The 15,252-nt window shown below is 65.0% G+C and carries 16 protein-coding genes; 6 read left to right on the top strand and 10 right to left on the bottom strand.

Going from position 1 to position 15,252, the window contains the following annotated elements:
• Window positions 1–12 precede the first annotated feature (12 nt).
• Window positions 13–1,635: an NAD(P)-binding protein gene (locus tag ACTJK4_RS09235; RefSeq protein WP_440077374.1), complete on the top strand. Its 1,623-nt coding sequence runs from the start codon at window positions 13–15 to the stop codon at window positions 1,633–1,635.
• Between the two features lie 24 nt (window positions 1,636–1,659).
• Here the strand turns inward: ACTJK4_RS09235 and ACTJK4_RS09230 are convergent, their stop codons facing one another.
• Both ACTJK4_RS09230 and ACTJK4_RS09225 read right to left on the bottom strand, forming a co-directional pair.
• Entirely contained in the window at window positions 1,660–1,932 is a 273-nt protein-coding gene (locus tag ACTJK4_RS09230) for a hypothetical protein (protein ID WP_433867851.1), read from the bottom strand.
• A gap of 420 nt (window positions 1,933–2,352) precedes the next feature.
• Window positions 2,353–3,069: a dienelactone hydrolase family protein gene (locus ACTJK4_RS09225; RefSeq protein ID WP_316869695.1), complete on the bottom strand. Its 717-nt coding sequence runs from the start codon at window positions 3,067–3,069 to the stop codon at window positions 2,353–2,355.
• A 184-nt stretch (window positions 3,070–3,253) separates the two neighbouring features.
• On the opposite strand from ACTJK4_RS09225, the gene ACTJK4_RS09220 reads away from it, so the two are divergent.
• Together ACTJK4_RS09220 and ACTJK4_RS09215 are read left to right on the top strand one after the other, a co-directional pair.
• Window positions 3,254–3,616, top strand: coding sequence for a DUF1304 domain-containing protein (locus tag ACTJK4_RS09220; RefSeq protein ID WP_232039872.1), 363 nt, complete (start codon window positions 3,254–3,256; stop codon window positions 3,614–3,616).
• A 233-nt stretch (window positions 3,617–3,849) separates the two neighbouring features.
• The gene (locus ACTJK4_RS09215) at window positions 3,850–4,329 is read left to right on the top strand and encodes a YbhB/YbcL family Raf kinase inhibitor-like protein (RefSeq protein WP_232039873.1); all 480 of its coding nucleotides are present in this window, start codon (window positions 3,850–3,852) and stop codon (window positions 4,327–4,329) included.
• A gap of 33 nt (window positions 4,330–4,362) precedes the next feature.
• On the opposite strand, the gene ACTJK4_RS09210 is transcribed toward ACTJK4_RS09215, so the two are convergent.
• The 3 genes from ACTJK4_RS09210 to ACTJK4_RS09200 all read right to left on the bottom strand — a co-directional run bounded on the left by ACTJK4_RS09210 (window position 4,363) and on the right by ACTJK4_RS09200 (window position 6,872).
• Window positions 4,363–4,884: a BON domain-containing protein gene (locus tag ACTJK4_RS09210; protein ID WP_440078069.1), complete on the bottom strand. Its 522-nt coding sequence runs from the start codon at window positions 4,882–4,884 to the stop codon at window positions 4,363–4,365.
• A gap of 102 nt (window positions 4,885–4,986) precedes the next feature.
• Window positions 4,987–5,877: an NmrA family NAD(P)-binding protein gene (locus tag ACTJK4_RS09205; RefSeq protein WP_440077375.1), complete on the bottom strand. Its 891-nt coding sequence runs from the start codon at window positions 5,875–5,877 to the stop codon at window positions 4,987–4,989.
• A gap of 95 nt (window positions 5,878–5,972) precedes the next feature.
• Complete coding sequence (locus ACTJK4_RS09200; protein ID WP_440077376.1) at window positions 5,973–6,872, bottom strand: helix-turn-helix domain-containing protein; 900 nt, start codon at window positions 6,870–6,872, stop codon at window positions 5,973–5,975.
• Between the two features lie 226 nt (window positions 6,873–7,098).
• Here ACTJK4_RS09200 and ACTJK4_RS09195 point away from each other — a divergent pair, with 226 nt between their 5' ends.
• Window positions 7,099–7,362: a cupin domain-containing protein gene (locus ACTJK4_RS09195; RefSeq protein ID WP_440077377.1), complete on the top strand. Its 264-nt coding sequence runs from the start codon at window positions 7,099–7,101 to the stop codon at window positions 7,360–7,362.
• Window positions 7,363–7,371: 9 nt separating this feature from the next.
• Here ACTJK4_RS09195 and ACTJK4_RS09190 read toward each other — a convergent pair whose 3' ends face one another.
• The 3 genes from ACTJK4_RS09190 to ACTJK4_RS09180 all read right to left on the bottom strand — a co-directional run bounded on the left by ACTJK4_RS09190 (window position 7,372) and on the right by ACTJK4_RS09180 (window position 10,756).
• Window positions 7,372–8,535 (bottom strand): alkane 1-monooxygenase, encoded by a 1,164-nt coding sequence (locus ACTJK4_RS09190; protein WP_232039878.1) that lies wholly within the window; start codon window positions 8,533–8,535, stop codon window positions 7,372–7,374.
• A gap of 300 nt (window positions 8,536–8,835) precedes the next feature.
• Window positions 8,836–9,648: an alpha/beta fold hydrolase gene (locus tag ACTJK4_RS09185; RefSeq protein WP_440077378.1), complete on the bottom strand. Its 813-nt coding sequence runs from the start codon at window positions 9,646–9,648 to the stop codon at window positions 8,836–8,838.
• 7 nt (window positions 9,649–9,655) lie between these two features.
• Window positions 9,656–10,756 (bottom strand): branched-chain amino acid aminotransferase, encoded by a 1,101-nt coding sequence (locus ACTJK4_RS09180; RefSeq protein WP_232039880.1) that lies wholly within the window; start codon window positions 10,754–10,756, stop codon window positions 9,656–9,658.
• Window positions 10,757–11,141: 385 nt separating this feature from the next.
• Between ACTJK4_RS09180 and ACTJK4_RS09175 the strand changes: the two genes are divergently transcribed.
• On the top strand, window positions 11,142–11,573 hold the full coding sequence (locus tag ACTJK4_RS09175; protein WP_440817641.1) for a hypothetical protein: 432 nt from the start codon (window positions 11,142–11,144) through the stop codon (window positions 11,571–11,573).
• A 28-nt stretch (window positions 11,574–11,601) separates the two neighbouring features.
• On the opposite strand, the gene mdtD is transcribed toward ACTJK4_RS09175, so the two are convergent.
• Window positions 11,602–13,020, bottom strand: a complete 1,419-nt coding sequence (gene mdtD / locus ACTJK4_RS09170; protein ID WP_440077380.1) for a multidrug transporter subunit MdtD — start codon at window positions 13,018–13,020, stop codon at window positions 11,602–11,604.
• 123 nt (window positions 13,021–13,143) lie between these two features.
• On the opposite strand from mdtD, the gene ACTJK4_RS09165 reads away from it, so the two are divergent.
• Window positions 13,144–14,001: a LysR family transcriptional regulator gene (locus ACTJK4_RS09165; RefSeq protein WP_232039883.1), complete on the top strand. Its 858-nt coding sequence runs from the start codon at window positions 13,144–13,146 to the stop codon at window positions 13,999–14,001.
• Between the two features lie 13 nt (window positions 14,002–14,014).
• Here the strand turns inward: ACTJK4_RS09165 and ACTJK4_RS09160 are convergent, their stop codons facing one another.
• Window positions 14,015–15,199: a GGDEF domain-containing protein gene (locus tag ACTJK4_RS09160; RefSeq protein ID WP_316869683.1), complete on the bottom strand. Its 1,185-nt coding sequence runs from the start codon at window positions 15,197–15,199 to the stop codon at window positions 14,015–14,017.
• Window positions 15,200–15,252 lie beyond the last annotated feature (53 nt).

Below are 15,252 nucleotides of genomic sequence, written 5' to 3'. Positions count from 1 at the left end.
GACCGGCACATCATGAACAGCAGACGCAGCTTTCTGGTGGGTGCAGCAGCGGCCGGTGTGGCCGCCGCGGGTGCCGCTTCGTGGGCACGCTTTCGGGCCTTTACGGAAATCACGCCCAACGTGCGCATGCCGGGTCAGGCTGCGGGCCACCAATTGCGCGACTTGCGCGCGTTGCCTGCACTATCGGAAACGCGCCGCGTGGGCGTGGCCATCTGCGGCAGCGGCATCGGCGGATTGAGCTGCGCTTGGCGGCTGGCAAAAAGCGGCCGGCGCGACGTGGTAGTCGTCGAAGGCCCGGAGCGCTATGGCAATGCGGCCGGTGGCGCCTTCGGTACGCAGCGCTTCCCGACGGGTGCGCATTACCTGCCGCTGCCGTCGATGGAATCGACGCACGTGCGCGAGATGCTGGCCGACTTTGGCGTGATCGAACGCGACCCGTTTTCGCTGCGTCCGACGTACGACGAACGCGTGCTCGTACACGCGCCCGATGAACGCCTGTGGCTGGGCAATCGCTGGCAAGACGGTTTTGTGCCGCACGAGGGCATTACGCCCGACGAGCGCGACGAGCACACCCGCTTCTTCGCTCAGATCGACAGCCTGCGCCAAACCAAGGGCGCCGATGGCCGCCGCATCTTTGCCGTGCCGACTGCGCTTTCGTCCGCAGACCCGGCATGGCGCGCGCTCGATGCACTGACCTTTCGCGACTGGCTACACCGCGAGGGCTACCGCGCCGCCACGCTGCACTGGTATGCCGACTACTGCTGCCGCGACGATTACGGCGCCACGGCAGATCACGTCTCAGCATGGGCCGGCATTGCGTACTTCGCCAGCCGCGGCGGCATGGCGAGCAATGCCGAGCAGGGCACCGTGCTGACGTGGCCTGAGGGGCTGGACTGGATGGCGGAGCGGCTGTTCGAAGCCGCCCGATTGGCCGAGCCAGGCCGCTTCCTACCTGGCAGCGCCGCGCGCATCGGCACGACGAGCGAAGCCGGCGCACGCGTCTTCGCCGATGTGCTGCAGGCAGACGGCCGCGTTGTGCGCCTACTGGCCGATCACGTGGTCAGCGCAATGCCATTGCACGTTGCCAAGCACATCGTCGAGGGCTTTGATGTGCCCGCCGCCGAGTTGCCCGAAGCCGCGCCGTGGCTGCTTGCCAACCTGCTTATCGACGGCTTTCCGCCCGAACACGACGACACACCACTGGCATGGGACAACGTGGTCTATCGCGGTACCGGCCTGGGCTACGTGGTGGCCAATCACCAGGACATTCGCGTCGGGCCGCCCGCGCAGAGCGTCTTCACGGCCTACGTGGCGCTGTCGGACATGACGCCCAAGGCGGCACGTGAATGGCTGCTGAAGGCATCGCCGCAAGCGCTGCTCGATCGCGCGCTAGCCGATCTGGATGCGGTGTACGGCATCCGCCTGCGCACGCAGATCCGCCGGGCCGACCTGACACTGCGCGGCCACGCGATGGCGATTCCCACACCGGGCTTTCTCTCGCGGCCAAACATTGCGCGCCTGCGTGAGAGCGCCGGGCCGATGCACTACGCGCATGCGGACCTGTCCGGCTATTCCGTGTTTGAAGAAGCCGCGTGGTGGGGGGATCGCGCGGCGCGGCGCATTCTGGCCGGCTGATTTCCTGGCGCGGCCGCAGGACGTTCAGCGCAACCGCTCAACCTCGGCCATCAGATCCCACGCGGCCGGATCGATATCGCTACGCTCAAGCGCCAGTGACACGTATGCGCCGATCATGTCGACAAACCCGCGCGCAAACGCAGGCGGGTACCCGCTGCCCGTGTACTCCATCAGTTGCTGCCGCAAGAGGCGCGGCCGATGCTGCCCGAACTCACGCACGTAGGCCTGCGTTCGGCAGAGGAAAGCCCGCGCTTCCAGCGCACCATCAAGGTAGACGCGGCGTTTGGTGAGTGTCATGGGCGGCTCCCGGATCGCAACGGAACGGGGCACAGCCAAGGCGGGGAAGGAAAAGACGCGGGGCGACGCCCGCTGAACACAACAGTCATGGAGCCTCCTACGGATTGCAAAAGGCCCGACTAGTCGCTGCTAAACGAGGGTGGCGGGCCCGACGACAGGGTTAGCAGACCGGCCCGTAGGACGCCGGCGACCCGAAGGTCCCCTGCCCGGCCCGCCGTGGTACAAGCGTGCGCGAGCACGGACGTAAAAAAGCCGCCCGAGGCGGCCGTCCGGCCATACGGTAAGAATAGGCTGCTAAACCCAGCTGCCGTTGGTGCGGCAGCGCCGTGAATTATAGCGGCGGCAACAGCGCAGCCCACATGCAAAATTGCAGCATTTCGTGATCGCGCCGTACCGCCAATCCCGCCGTCCTGTGTGCGCTTACCCCTGACGAGACCAGAGCGTGCGGCCGAAGAACGTCAGCGCGCGGTCCCACGCATGTTCGGCCCACACCGGGTCGTACTGCGTGATGGCGATGCGGTTCTCGCCCACGGCCGTTTCATTGGCGAACGCGTGGTGCGCGAGATAGCGGTGGAAGTCCACATCGACGCCGGCATCGACGAGCTTCTTTTCCAGCGCATCAACGCCCTCGATCTTGAAGGCGTTGTCTTGCGTGCCCCAGTGGCCCTGCACCGGCACCTTGATCTTCGAGGCGTCGATGTATTCCAGCGGAGGGTAGCCGTACCAGACCACGCCGGCATCCGCTTCCGGCACGTTACACAGCGTCAGCAGTGTCAGCGCACCGCCCATGCAGTAGCCCGTCACGCCCACGCGGTCGCAGGTCTGCTTGAGGTATTGCACTGCACCGCGCACGTCCTGCGTGGCCGCGTCGCCAAAATTGAGGTTGGTCATCAAGTGGTGGGCTTCCTCCTCCTCGACCGTCATCTTGCCGCGATAGAGATCGGGCACCAGGGCCACGTAGCCCGCGCGCGCGAGGCGGTCCGCCACGCCGCGAATCTGGTCGTTCAAGCCCCACCACTCCTGGATGACGACGATGCCCGGGGCGCCTTCCGCCTTGGCCGGCTTGGCCAGGTAGCCCTGGACGTCCTGCCCGTCTGGGCGCTTGAACGAGATCATGGATCCTTGCGATGCAGTCATGCGATGGCTCCTCTGCCTGGAACGAAAACGCACAGGATAGTCCTGCCAGATGAAATTTGCAGGCGGTGCCTCAGCGGGAAGGGGCTGCGTGCGCCTCTGCCCTGCCGATACCCCTCCCTCCGGGTGCCGATACGCGGCGCAAAGTCTCTATCATGGCGGCACGTTCACATCCGGATTGCCACCCATGATCAAAACCCTCGGCCTCATCGCCTACCTGCTCGTATTGCTGATTCACGTCTATATCGTTGTGCTCGAAATGGTGCTCTGGAAAACGCGCGGACCCAAGGTCTTCCGCATGACGCCCGAGAAAGCTGCCGAGACTGCGGCCATGGCGTCCAACCAGGGCCTGTACAACGGTTTCCTGGTGGCAGCGCTGGTGATTGGGTTGGTGGCGCCAGACCCGACCGTCAACGCATCTTTCGCGCTGTTCGGGCTGATTTGCGTGGCGGTGGCCGGCATCTGGGGCGCCATCACCGTCAACAAGCGGATTCTTTTCGTCCAGACGGTGCCGGCTGTGGCGGCGTTGGTGCTGGGGTGGTTCGCCTGAAGGCGTTGGGCGTTGGGCGTTGGGCGCTGAAGCGACGGCGGCAATGCTTGTCTGCCTCGCCGCTGCGCACTAGCTTGAAGGGAGTCAGGAGCGCGTCAGACGATGCGCTCTCGCCAACCAGGATCTCGCACATGCCGCCTGCAGACTGCCGAACGCTCCGAGTGCTGGGCCGGGCGCTACTGCTGGCAACCCTGCTGTGGGGCCCTCCCGTCTCCGCTCAAGTGAGGAACGCCATGACGCTCACCTTGACCTCGCCGGCCTTTGCCGCCGGCGGCGAAATCCCCAGCCGCCTGACATGTGAAGGCGCGGATACATCGCCGCCGCTTGCGTGGACCGGCGCTCCGGCCGGCACTCGCAGTCTGGCACTCATCGTCGATGACCCCGACGCACCCGACCCCGCGGCGCCAAAGATGACGTGGGTCCACTGGGTGCTCTACAACATCCCGCCCGCCACCACTTCACTGGCGGAAGACGCGTCGCGCAAGGGACTGCCCCCCGGCACACGCCCCGGCAACAACGACTGGAAACGCACCGCATACGGCGGTCCCTGCCCGCCCGTCGGGCGCCATCGTTACTACCACAAGCTCTACGCGCTGAACGTGGAACTGCCCGAGCTTGGCGCACCTACCAAGGCCGAGCTGGAGCGGGCCATGCGTGGCCACGTGCTGGCTGAAGCCGAACTTGTCGGCACTTATCAGAAGCACAATCGCTGAGCCGATACGTCAGAAGGTGAGGCTGATTGGCTCTCAGGGCTTGGCAACCGCGCCCTTGTGGAACAACGCATAAGGCACGCCACGCTCCGGGTGTGCCGTTGTCTCGTCGATGAAGCGTTCGACATCGGGCACGTCACGCAGGGCGGTCATGAACGGCGCCAGCGCATAACCCGGCGCCACGCAGCCCTGCACCAGCATCCACCGCTCCCATATCGTCACCCACAGCGTGGTGTTCTGCTTCCATCCCGGCACATGGATGGACATCCATTGCAGGCGCCGCTTCGCAGTCTCGGCAATCTCATCGTCATAGGCGAAGGAGTTGAACTGGCGGCAGCGGCCTTCCAGCCAACAATGGTTGCCGTGCTCGATTCGGTGGTGAGAATCACGCTTCCACTCGGCTTCGGTGATGCGCGGGCCGGCCGGCTCAGGGCAGTTGGCTACGCCCGACGAAATCTGGAAGAACGGGTCGTGACCCCGGTTCTGCAGATCGTCTTCAGCGTGGGTGGCCGGCGCAGCCAGCAGCAGCGCCAGGACAAGACAGCGTGCGGAAATCATCACGGTGGCCTCCTCGCCCCCACGGGGCGTCGGCTTGAGCAATGCTGCGAAGCATAGGCGCAAAGCGGCGGACCATCCAGGCGCACCGGGCGACTCCCCAACTTATCTGGACTGCACGTGTGCCGCGAGCATCGAGGCAAACACAGCATGCAGCTCGGTCTTGCCGAAACGCTGCTCGGATACGCCCTTCTCTACGTCGATCTGCCCAGCGTTGACCGCGTCGTACAGTTCGGTGATGAGCTGTACATGGTTCGGGCTCAGACCGGCGCGTTGCAGCATCGGCGCCCAAGCGGTGCGCGGCAGTGCATCGGCAACAATCTCGCGGCCTACGACGGCGCCAAACGCGCGTGCCACGTCGACCAGGCTCACGCGGCGCGGGCCTTCCACGCTGACGACGCGCAGCGTCTTGCCCGATGGCCCTTCCAGCAACAACTCGGCGGCCAGCGCACCAACGTCTTGCGTGGCGACCGTCGCAAATGCGCGATCCAATGGTTGATGCAGGCTGGGCAGCCGCCCCGTCGCCAGCATGACGGGCAGCATCGCCGCCCAGTTCTGCGCGTGCTCTGCTGAACGCAGCAGCGTCAGATGGGTCGCCAGCGGCTTGAGCCGCTCTTCCAGCAGATGAAACAACCGCGTCAGGCCAGTGCCCCGGTCCAGTTCAGCGCCGTAGTCCGACAGGGCCAGGACAGCCGGGGGCGGGTTGGCGCGCAGCGCATCGGCGGCCACGTCGACCATGCGCTCCATGGTCGACGCTGGGTCCGCATCACGCACTGGCACCGGACACAGCATCTGCACGGCCGTGGCGCCCTTGATGGCCGATGCGACCGAAGCCGGATCTGTCAGGTCGGCAATCGCAATGTCGCAGCCGAGCTTGGCCAGCACCTCGCCTTGCCGGGCATGGCGGACCACCGCGCGCACGGGCCGACCCGCGTTGCGTAGCGCCCTGGCGGTGACGCCGCCGACTTTGCCCGACGCCCCAAAGATGACAAACATGTTCGCGCTCCTCTCAAGTGGGAGGCACGAGCTTAGGGTGGCGCCGCAAACGCAACTTGCAGGAACGGAGGAATCTGGCAGATTCGTAGGATTGACTACGTGGCCAGCGTGTCCACCGAAGCGGCCGCAGCCTTGCCCGCGCGAACGACATCACGCGGGCCCACACCAAGCAGCCGCTGCATCCACTGCGTCATATGGCTCTGGTGCGCGAAGCCAACCTCGAGCGCGATCTGCGACGCGCTGCGCCTGCCATCGAGCAGCAGCGCCTTCGCACGCTCCACGCGGCGCTGCACGACATAGCGATGCACCGGCACGCCCAGCGTTGCACGAAACAGCACGTTGAAATGCGGCACGCTCAAGCCAGCCTGCGCTGCCAGATCGGCCAGCATCAGGCGCTGGTGCAGGTGGGCTTCGATGTAGTCGATCACGCGTGCAGCCACGCGGGGCGCCAGCGTGCGAGCACTGTTGGCTGCCCCCTCGGCCGCATCCTGACTGCCGCGCAGCAGTCGGACGACCAGCGCCGTGCACAGGCTTTCCGCATACAGCGCATCGGATGTGTCCTCCGCCCCCAGCTCGGCCCCCAGCGCCGCGGCAAGATGCCGCACGCGCGCATCGCGCCATTGCAGACGGGGCGTGATGTCTGCCGGTGCACCCACCTGTTCGCCGATGCTGCGTACAAACGTATCGGTGATGGCGATGCGCAGAATCCGGCAGTCGGCATCGTCCGTCCACATGCCAGGCAGGCCTGCGGGAATCACATTCGCATCGCCGGGCGCCTGGATGCCCGAATAACGGCGGCCGTCGCATACGCAGTTCGCCCGCACAGGCGCGCCGACATGCACGGTAACGCGGTGCTGCGCCATGGCGGGCACCCGGTACGTGCCGGGCCGGATGCCGAGCAGTGTGGCGGCAAAGCCGTCCCAGCCGAGCCCCTCGCTGGAGCGCAGGCTGACTGGAGCGGGTTCAAGCATGACAGCGGGCGTGATGGCGTTCATGGCGGGCTCAGGAATCCGGTGGCGCCACGACATTCTGCGCCCACCCATCCCCTATCGTCGCCATAACAAAGATCAATTAGATTTGCAGCACCGATAGCCAGATACTTTCCAACGTTGTATTTGGCTTCCCCACAGCCGAATTTTCGACGGCCTCCGGGCCGTCTTTTTATTTCGGAGCCCCGCGCTTATGGTGAAACGGCAGCACCCATAACACGGAGACACGCCAATGGACCGTGACGCATTCGTCAGTGCACTGACAGCGGAAGGCTTTACCGAGTTTGTCCTCGTTATGCGAGAGGCGGGCGAGCTGGACACGCACACGCACCCGTTCGAGGCGAAAGCGCTCATCCTGGAAGGAGAAATCCATATCCGCGCAGACGGCGCCGAGCGCGTCTACCGGCCCGGCGACACATTCCATCTGGCCGCCAACGCACCGCACACCGAGCGCTACGGCCCGCAGGGTGTGCAGTACCTGGTGGCGCGGCGCTAGGTCCGCAGGTCAGGCGCGCGCCGGATACTGCGCCAGCACCTTGTCGCGAATCGACGGTTTGATGTTCGCCAGCGACATGTTGCCGTTGTAGTGCGCCACCACGCGCGGGTTCATCACGCGAAACCACAGCGGCGGCACATAGGCAATCAGGATCATCGCCGCATAACCGGCGGGCAGTTGCGGCGAGTGCTCGAAATGCCGCAGCGCCTGGAATGAGCGCGTCGGGTTGGCGTGGTGATCGGCATGCCGCTGCAGTTGATACAGGAACAGGTTCGTCACCACGTGGTTGCTGTTCCATGAATGCTGCGGCGTGCATCGCTCGTAGCGGCCGCTGGGCAATTGCTGGCGGCACAGGCCGTAGTGCTCCAGGTAGTTCACCACCTCCAGCAACGATGCACCGTAGATGGCCTGGATGATCAGGAACGGCACCGCCTTGAGCCCAACAAACGCGATGCACACACCCCACAGCACCACCGTCATCGCCCAGGCGTTAAGCACATCGTTGCGCCATGACCAGACCGAGTGGCCCTGCTGCTCCAGCCGACGCTTCTCCAATGCCCACGCCGATTTGACGCTGCCCACCACCGTGCGCGGCAGAAACTCCCAGAACGACTCGCCATAGCGCGCGCTTGCCGGATCAGCCGGCGTGGCCACGCGCACGTGGTGGCCGCGGTTGTGCTCCACGAAGAAGTGGCCATACGCCACGGGCGCGAGCGTGATCTTTGCGAGCCAGCGCTCGAAGCCATCGGTCTTGTGACCAAGCTCGTGCGCGGTATTGATCGAGATGCCCGTCACCACGCCCACCGAAAACGCGAACGCAAGGTAGTCGTACCAGGCAAGGTCATACGTGCGCAGCACCCACATCGCTACCGCAAAGCTCACGTAGAGCACGGTGGTGGCGAGGTAGACGATGCGGCGGTAGTAACGCTGTTTTTCCAGCGTGGGGACGACGTCTTCGGGCGGGTTATCGCGATCGTCGCCGATCAGGAAATCGAGCAGCGGGATGATCGTGAACACGATGAACGGCCCCGCCCACCAGAGCGGATGCCAGCCCGTCGCCAGCGCCGAAACGGCCGCGATGATGGGTAGCGTGATGGTCAGCGCGCCGAGCATCCAGAGATAGCGCTTGCCGTCGGTCCATTCTACGGACGCGACCATGCCGGGTGTTGCCATTGTCTTCCTCCTGTTTTGCCCCGCCGGGTAGCTTGGCTTGTGTACGCACATGCGTGCGCCGCCGGGGTCGTGCCCGACGCTTGCGTTATAGGCGCAGCAGGAGGAGAGACCAACGCCAGAAACTAGGCGCAAAACTCCAAACAAAGCGGCCGCCGCGCGGCCCTCTGGAGGCGGGAAAAAAGCAGTCGATTGAAACAGGCGATTTAAAAACGGTCGTTCGATTTTGGTGCGGCGCACCTGAACGCAGACTCACAACAACCGTTTATGCCAGCCGCCGAAGGCGCCGGCGCGCAATGCGGATCAGGCCAATGTGGGGAGGAACGCGTTGACCGCATCCAGCACAGCGGCCTCCTGCTCCCGATGCGGCACGTGTCCGCAACGCTGCACGAGCTTGAGCGTGGCGGGCGCGCCGGCCAGCGTGACGATGCGTTCGGGCTGCGCGGTCGAGCCGTATTCATCTTCGGTACCGTGCAGCGCCAGCACGGGGCTGCGCACGGCAAGCAGCGCGTCGTCCAGGCACCACTGCGCAAACGCTGGTGACAACCACGTGTTGACCCACGCATCCAGCACCCATTGCGCCTTGCTGCCGTGGTACCGCTCGAGCCGGCTCATCTGGCCGGGCTGGGCAAACTGTGCCTGGGCAACGCGGATGCCCTCGCGCGTTTGCTGCTCCACGAACGACTGCGCCGACTCGGTGATCAACCCCGCGCAGCGGCCCGGATACGCCGCCGCGATCGACACGGCCATGCCGCCGCCGACGCTGTGGCCGAAGACGATGAAGCGGTCCACGCCAAGCTGCTCGGTTAGCGCGGCAAAGCCACCATACGCTTCATGCTGAATGAAGCCCGGATCGAGCGGGCCCGCAAAGGCGTCGGATTGGCCAAAGCCAAGCCGGTCGTAGGCGATGACCGCATGCCCGGTTGACTGCGCCAGGTGCTGCGGAAAATCGCGCCACAGCGCTACGCAGCCGAGCGAATCGTGCAGCAGCACGATGGGCGGTTTGGCGGCATCGTCAAGCGGGCCGCCCCATTGCCGGGCATGGAGCCGGCCATCGGGTGTGGTGATCCATGCCTCGGTCCCATCCACCGAAAGCGCAGAAAGCGACTCAGCCATCCTGGTCTTAGAACAGGCGATCGAGCCAGCCGTGCGGGTCCGGTGCGCGGCCGTTCTGCAGATCGACCAATGCCGCCTTCAGCTTGGTCGTCAGCTCGCCTGCCTTGCCATCGCCGATGGTGAAGTTGTGCTTGTGGCCCTTGACCTTGCCGATGGGCGTGACAACCGCTGCGGTGCCGCAGGCAAAGGCTTCGCGCAGGCGGCCGCTTTGCGCGTCGGCCTGCCACTGGTCGATGGAGTACGGCTCTTCACGCACGGTCAGGCCCATGCCGCGCGCCAGCGTGATCAGCGAATCGCGCGTAATGCCTGGCAGGATCGTGCCGGTGAGCGGCGGCGTCTGCAGCGAACCGTCATCGAAGACGAAGAAGACGTTCATGCCGCCCAGCTCTTCAATCCACTTGCGCTCCACCGCATCGAGGAAGACGACTTGGTCGCAGCCCTCGCGGGTGGCTTCCGCCTGGGCGACCAGGCTGGCGGCGTAGTTGCCACCGCACTTGGCCTCGCCCGTGCCGCCGGGCGCGGCGCGGGTGTAGTTGTCCGACACCCAGATGGTGACGCCTGACGATGCGTCGCCCTTGAAGTACGCACCCACCGGGCAGGCAATCACGCAGAACAGGTACTCGGCCGACGGCTTCACGCCCAGCACCACTTCGGTGGCGATCATGAAAGGGCGCAGGTACAGCGACGAGCCCTGGCCCGACGGAATCCAGTCGCGATCGAGCTTGACCAGCTCGCGCACGGCCTGCAGGAAGAGATCTTCCGGCAGCGCGGGCATTGCCAGGCGCTTGGCCGAATTCTGAAACCGGCGCGCATTCGCCTCCGGACGGAACAGCGCACCGCCGCCATCCGGCAGGCGGTAGGCCTTCATGCCCTCGAAGATTTCCTGCGCGTAGTGCAGAACCAGCGTGGACGGATCGCACTGGATCGGGCCATGCGCGCCGATTTTGGCGTCGTGCCAGCCCTTGCCCTCGGTGTAGCGGATGGTGGCCATGTGATCCGTGAAGACGCGGCCGAAAGCGGGGTTTTCCAGCAGGCGCGCGCGCTCTTCCGCCGGAACAGGGTCCGGGCGCTTCTCGATCGAAATGGCCGATTCGACAACGTTGTTCATACCGTCTCCAAGGGTGCAGGGGGGCACAAAAATGCCCAAACCGCTATTTTGCGCCAACGGCGATGCAATTTGGTTGCGTATTCACGCACATACGGTATTGCAGGCGGCGGAAAAACAATGCGGTTGGACGAGTGCCCAGGGGCATCAACCGCCGTACTCCCTGGCCGAGACGCCGCCTGGCGCAGGGGGAATACCGCACCGGAATAGCGCCGGCCCCTGGGCATTCGCGCGCCTGCCGGAACGGGCGCCAGAACGCTTGATGGGCAGGCATCACCCCTGCGGGACTTGAAACCCTATGGTACGGTTGACGGAATGAATGTCATGACCCGCCATTCCCTGCCGGTGCACGGCGGCACAACGGTGCCGCCAGGGAGCGTTGCGCACCATGAGTGATGCGAAACGCGATTCCCGTCGCCAGATCCACGCCGAGAAAGTTGCCGCCAGCCGAGCATTGCGCCTGAGCGTACCGGCAGAGGCACGGCCCGCGCCGGTGAGCCGAAAAGACTGGCTCCGGCAACGGAAGGAGCAATTGCAGGCCGCCCGCATTGCCGCCCGGCAGCGACGCGATCAACTCAAGGCAGAGATCCTCTCGGCAGCACAGGAAGTTGCCCGCGAAGAGCGGGTGGCCGCACGGCTGGAAGCCGAACGCGTCAAGGCGGAAACGAAATCCGCCAGCGTGCATGCCAAGGAAGACGCACGCGCTGCGGCCAAGTTCGAGCGCAGCAAGCCAGGCCGGTCAACGTCAAAGCGCAAGACGCTCGGGCCTGGAAAGCGCAAATTGGTCTCTTACGCCGATCTTCTGCGCATGCGCGGATGAGGCCCCGCCCAAGCAGCGCCTGCAATCGTTAGCGCGCCTGAACAGCCTTGGCGTCTACGTTCTTGGCACGGAGCGGCGCGGGCTTGGCATCGAGCCTGCGAAAAATCCACGCAGAAAACACGGTCACGACGCCCATGGTGAAGAACGCCAGCCGATAAGCCGGCGCGGCCACACCAAGCTTGACCGAGAAAAGGCTGACAAGCCCGCCCCCGATCGATACGCCCAGGCCGATTGCGAGCATCTGCACCATCGAGAACAAGCTGTTGCCGCTGCCGGCATCCTGATGCGACAAGCCTTTGAGCGTGATGCTGTTCATGGCTGCAAACTGCATCGAATTCGCCCATCCAAACACCGACAGTTGCACGATCGACAGCGCCAGCGGCCAGCCCGGCGCCATGGCCGCAAACGAGGCAATCGAGACGCCAACGACCCACGTGTTGACCTGCAGGAACACGTCATATCCGAAGCGGTTCACGAGCGGGACGACCCAACGCTTGGCGAGCATGCCGGCAATGGCAATCGGCAATAGCAGCAACCCCGAATGCAACGGCGAATAGCCAAGCTGCAACTGGAACAGCAGCGGCAACAGGAAGGGCACAGCGCCCGAACCAATGCGGCAAAACAGATTGCCGACGAGCCCAATGCTGAAGTTCGGTTCGCGAAACAGCGCAAGCTGGAACAGCGGCGCCACACGCCGCCTTGCGTGCGGAATGTAGAGCAGCGCGCTGACCACGCTCACAGCGATCAGCGCTGCGCTCCAGGGGCTCTGCGCGCCGTTTTCGAGCGCCAGCGAGAACGCCACCATGCACAACGACAGCAGCCCGCAGCCAAGCCAATCGAATGGCGCCACGGCGCGCACGGCGTCTTGAGGAAGATAGCGCCGGACCGCAAACAGACCAACGAAACCCACCGGTACGTTGATCAGGAAAATCCAGTGCCACGAGACATCCTGCACGAGCCAGCCGCCAAGCGCCGGCCCCAGGAGCGGGCCAACCTGCCCCGCCACCGACACGAAGGCCAAGGCGGCGATGTACTGCTCGCCCGGAATATTGCGCAGCACCGCGAGTCGGCCAATCGGCAACAGCATCGATCCGCCAATGCCCTGCAGCACGCGGGCGACCACCAGTTGCGGCAGCGTGTGCGCCGTCGCGCAGAACACCGAGCCGAGAACGAAGATCAGGATCGCGGTGAAATAAACGCGCCGCGTGCCGAACTTGTCTGCCAGCCACCCTGATGCTGGCGTCAGCATGGCCATGGTGAGCGTGTAGGCCACCACCACCGATTTCAGGTCGAGGGGCTTTTCACCGAGGCTGCGCGCCATCGATGGCAGCGCGGTATTGACGATCGTCGTGTCCAGCGCCTGCATGAAGAAGCCGGCAAAGACAATCGACAGCATGGCCTTTTGAGAGGTGTTCTGCGGGGCAGCGGAAGTTGAAGCGGTCTGCATGTGAATCCTGGAATGCTGCCCGGAAAGCGCCGGACATCACCCGCAATGCTACCGACGGACAGCCAATCGGGAACCCCTCTAGAGACGTTGACTGTTATCGGAAATTCCGATGACAATGCCCGCATGCTCAATCCTGTCTGGATTCAAACCTTCGCCACGGTGGCCGCCGCCCATAGCTTTACGGAGGCCGGGCGCCAGCTTGACCTCTCGCAATCGTCGGTCAGCGATCACATCCGCCGGCTGGAGCAAAGCGTGAACCGGCGGCTATTTGTGCGCGACACCCATTCGGTGTCGCTCACGCCCGACGGCGAAGCACTACTCGTTCACGCGAAGTTGATCCTCGAATCCCTGGCGCGCGCAGAGTTGCAGTTCAGTGCGCCCCGGCTGCAGGGCCGTGTGCGCCTTGGCTCTTCGGAAGACCTGGCACAGGGGCCGCTGCCCAATCTGCTGGCCGCATTTCGGGCCACGCATCCGGATGTCGAGCTTGAGATCACGATGGGGATGACGAGCAAGCTGTACGAAGGCATCGAAGACGGCTCGCTGGATCTCATTGTCGGCAAGCGCCGCGAGGGCGGCCGACGCGGTGTCCCGCTATTCCGAGGGCAGCTCGAATGGCTGGCGCGGCCCGGTACCGTGGTCGATGTGAGTCAGCCGCTGCCGCTCATCCTCGTCAACGAGCCGAGCGTGACGCGCTCGATCGTGCTGGACACGCTGGCTGCAACGGGCTGGCTGTGGCGCGTGGTCTGCACCAGCAGCAGTCATTCCGGGTGTATTGCCGCGGCCCGCGGCGGGCTGGGGATTACCGTGCGTGCGCAGAACCTGGCCGGCGGAGGGCTGGTGCCGCCCGTCAATGGCGACGTTTTGCCGCCGCTGCCGGCCATCGAATTCATCACGTTGTCTGCGCGACGGCTGAGCAAGCCTGCGGAGACGCTCTTGCAGCTCATCCGCAAGAGCGACCTGCGCGCCGGGCGGACGGACTGAACAACGTTCACCGTTACGAGAACACCGTCTCGTCGACTTGCCCGGCAGGCTGCGCGACTTCAAGCCGATTGCCGCCCAGCGATTTGGCACGATAGAGCGCCTTGTCTGCCGCAGCCAGGCCTTCCGCCAGCGAGGGCAGGTCGGCGTCGAACTGGGCCATCCCAATGCTGACTGTCGCCAGAATGCCGGCGCTGTCGCTGCGGCGTTGGACCGCCTCCGCAAAGCACTTGGCCACGGCCTCACCCCGCGTTCTGGCATGGCGGGCGTCATCGCCCGACAGCAGCGCGGCGAATTCTTCGCCGCCAATGCGCGCAAGCATCACGTCGGGGCCGAGCACACCCTGCGCGATTTCCGCAAACACCTTGAGAACGGTGTCGCCGGCCTGGTGCCCGTAGCGGTCGTTGATGGCCTTGAACCGGTCAAGATCGAACACGAGCATGGCGACGGGCCGGTTGCTGCCAATACGTTCGATCAGGCGTTCGCCCCGTTCGAAGAACCAGCGGCGATTGCCAAGGCGGGTCAGGTAGTCCGTCTGCGATTCGCTCAGAAGCTGGCCGTGGGCCTCGTCCCGAATCAGCTTCAGCAACGTCATCGGCAACACCATCGCGTACAAGACGCCTTCGATCATCGTCAACTTGCTGGCCAACGGCTGCATGGCCGGCCCGAATGCCGACACCAGCCCGGGCAGCGCGATCCCGCGGGCAAGGTAGAGCGCGGCATGCAACGTCGTCACAACCACCACGAGTTGTCGCGGGCGCAGCGGCTTCATGGCATCGCTACGCCACATTTCGCGAGCCGTCATCGCGCTGACCAACGCAATCGGAATCGCGCTGACGTAGTTCCACAGGATGCCTTGCCACTGCGCGCCCCAGATCGCCCAGACCAGGGCCATGCCGATGAGCACGCCGGCTGCGGCGCCGCGATACTGCCGCCCGTTCAGCGCCGCCACGCCCGACAGCACGAGCAGATAGCCACACAGCATGATGAGGTTGCAGAGTGCAGCGCCCGTCGCGCCCGGCACTACATGGCGGAACAGCACGGCCGTGCAGCCGAGCGCGAGCGTCGCAAACCCGGCCGCCAGCAGGCGCAACGCCTTGCTGCGGCGAGGGTTGGTCCGATGCTCCCAGAACAGCATTCCAGCGCTGGCGAGCAGGATTCCGACGGCAAGGAGATAAAGGGTAAGAAGATCGACGTACATCCGGATATCAAAACAGGGCGCCGAGCATGGCGGCGCGCGCTCCGGATTTTACG

Origin of the sequence: Ralstonia sp. 22111, from assembly GCF_052045895.1 — a bacterium.
In the GTDB taxonomy this organism is placed as follows: Bacteria; Pseudomonadota; Gammaproteobacteria; order Burkholderiales; family Burkholderiaceae; genus Ralstonia; species Ralstonia wenshanensis.
Note: the sequence above shows the minus strand (reverse complement) of the source record. Positions and strands in the feature narration are given on the sequence as shown.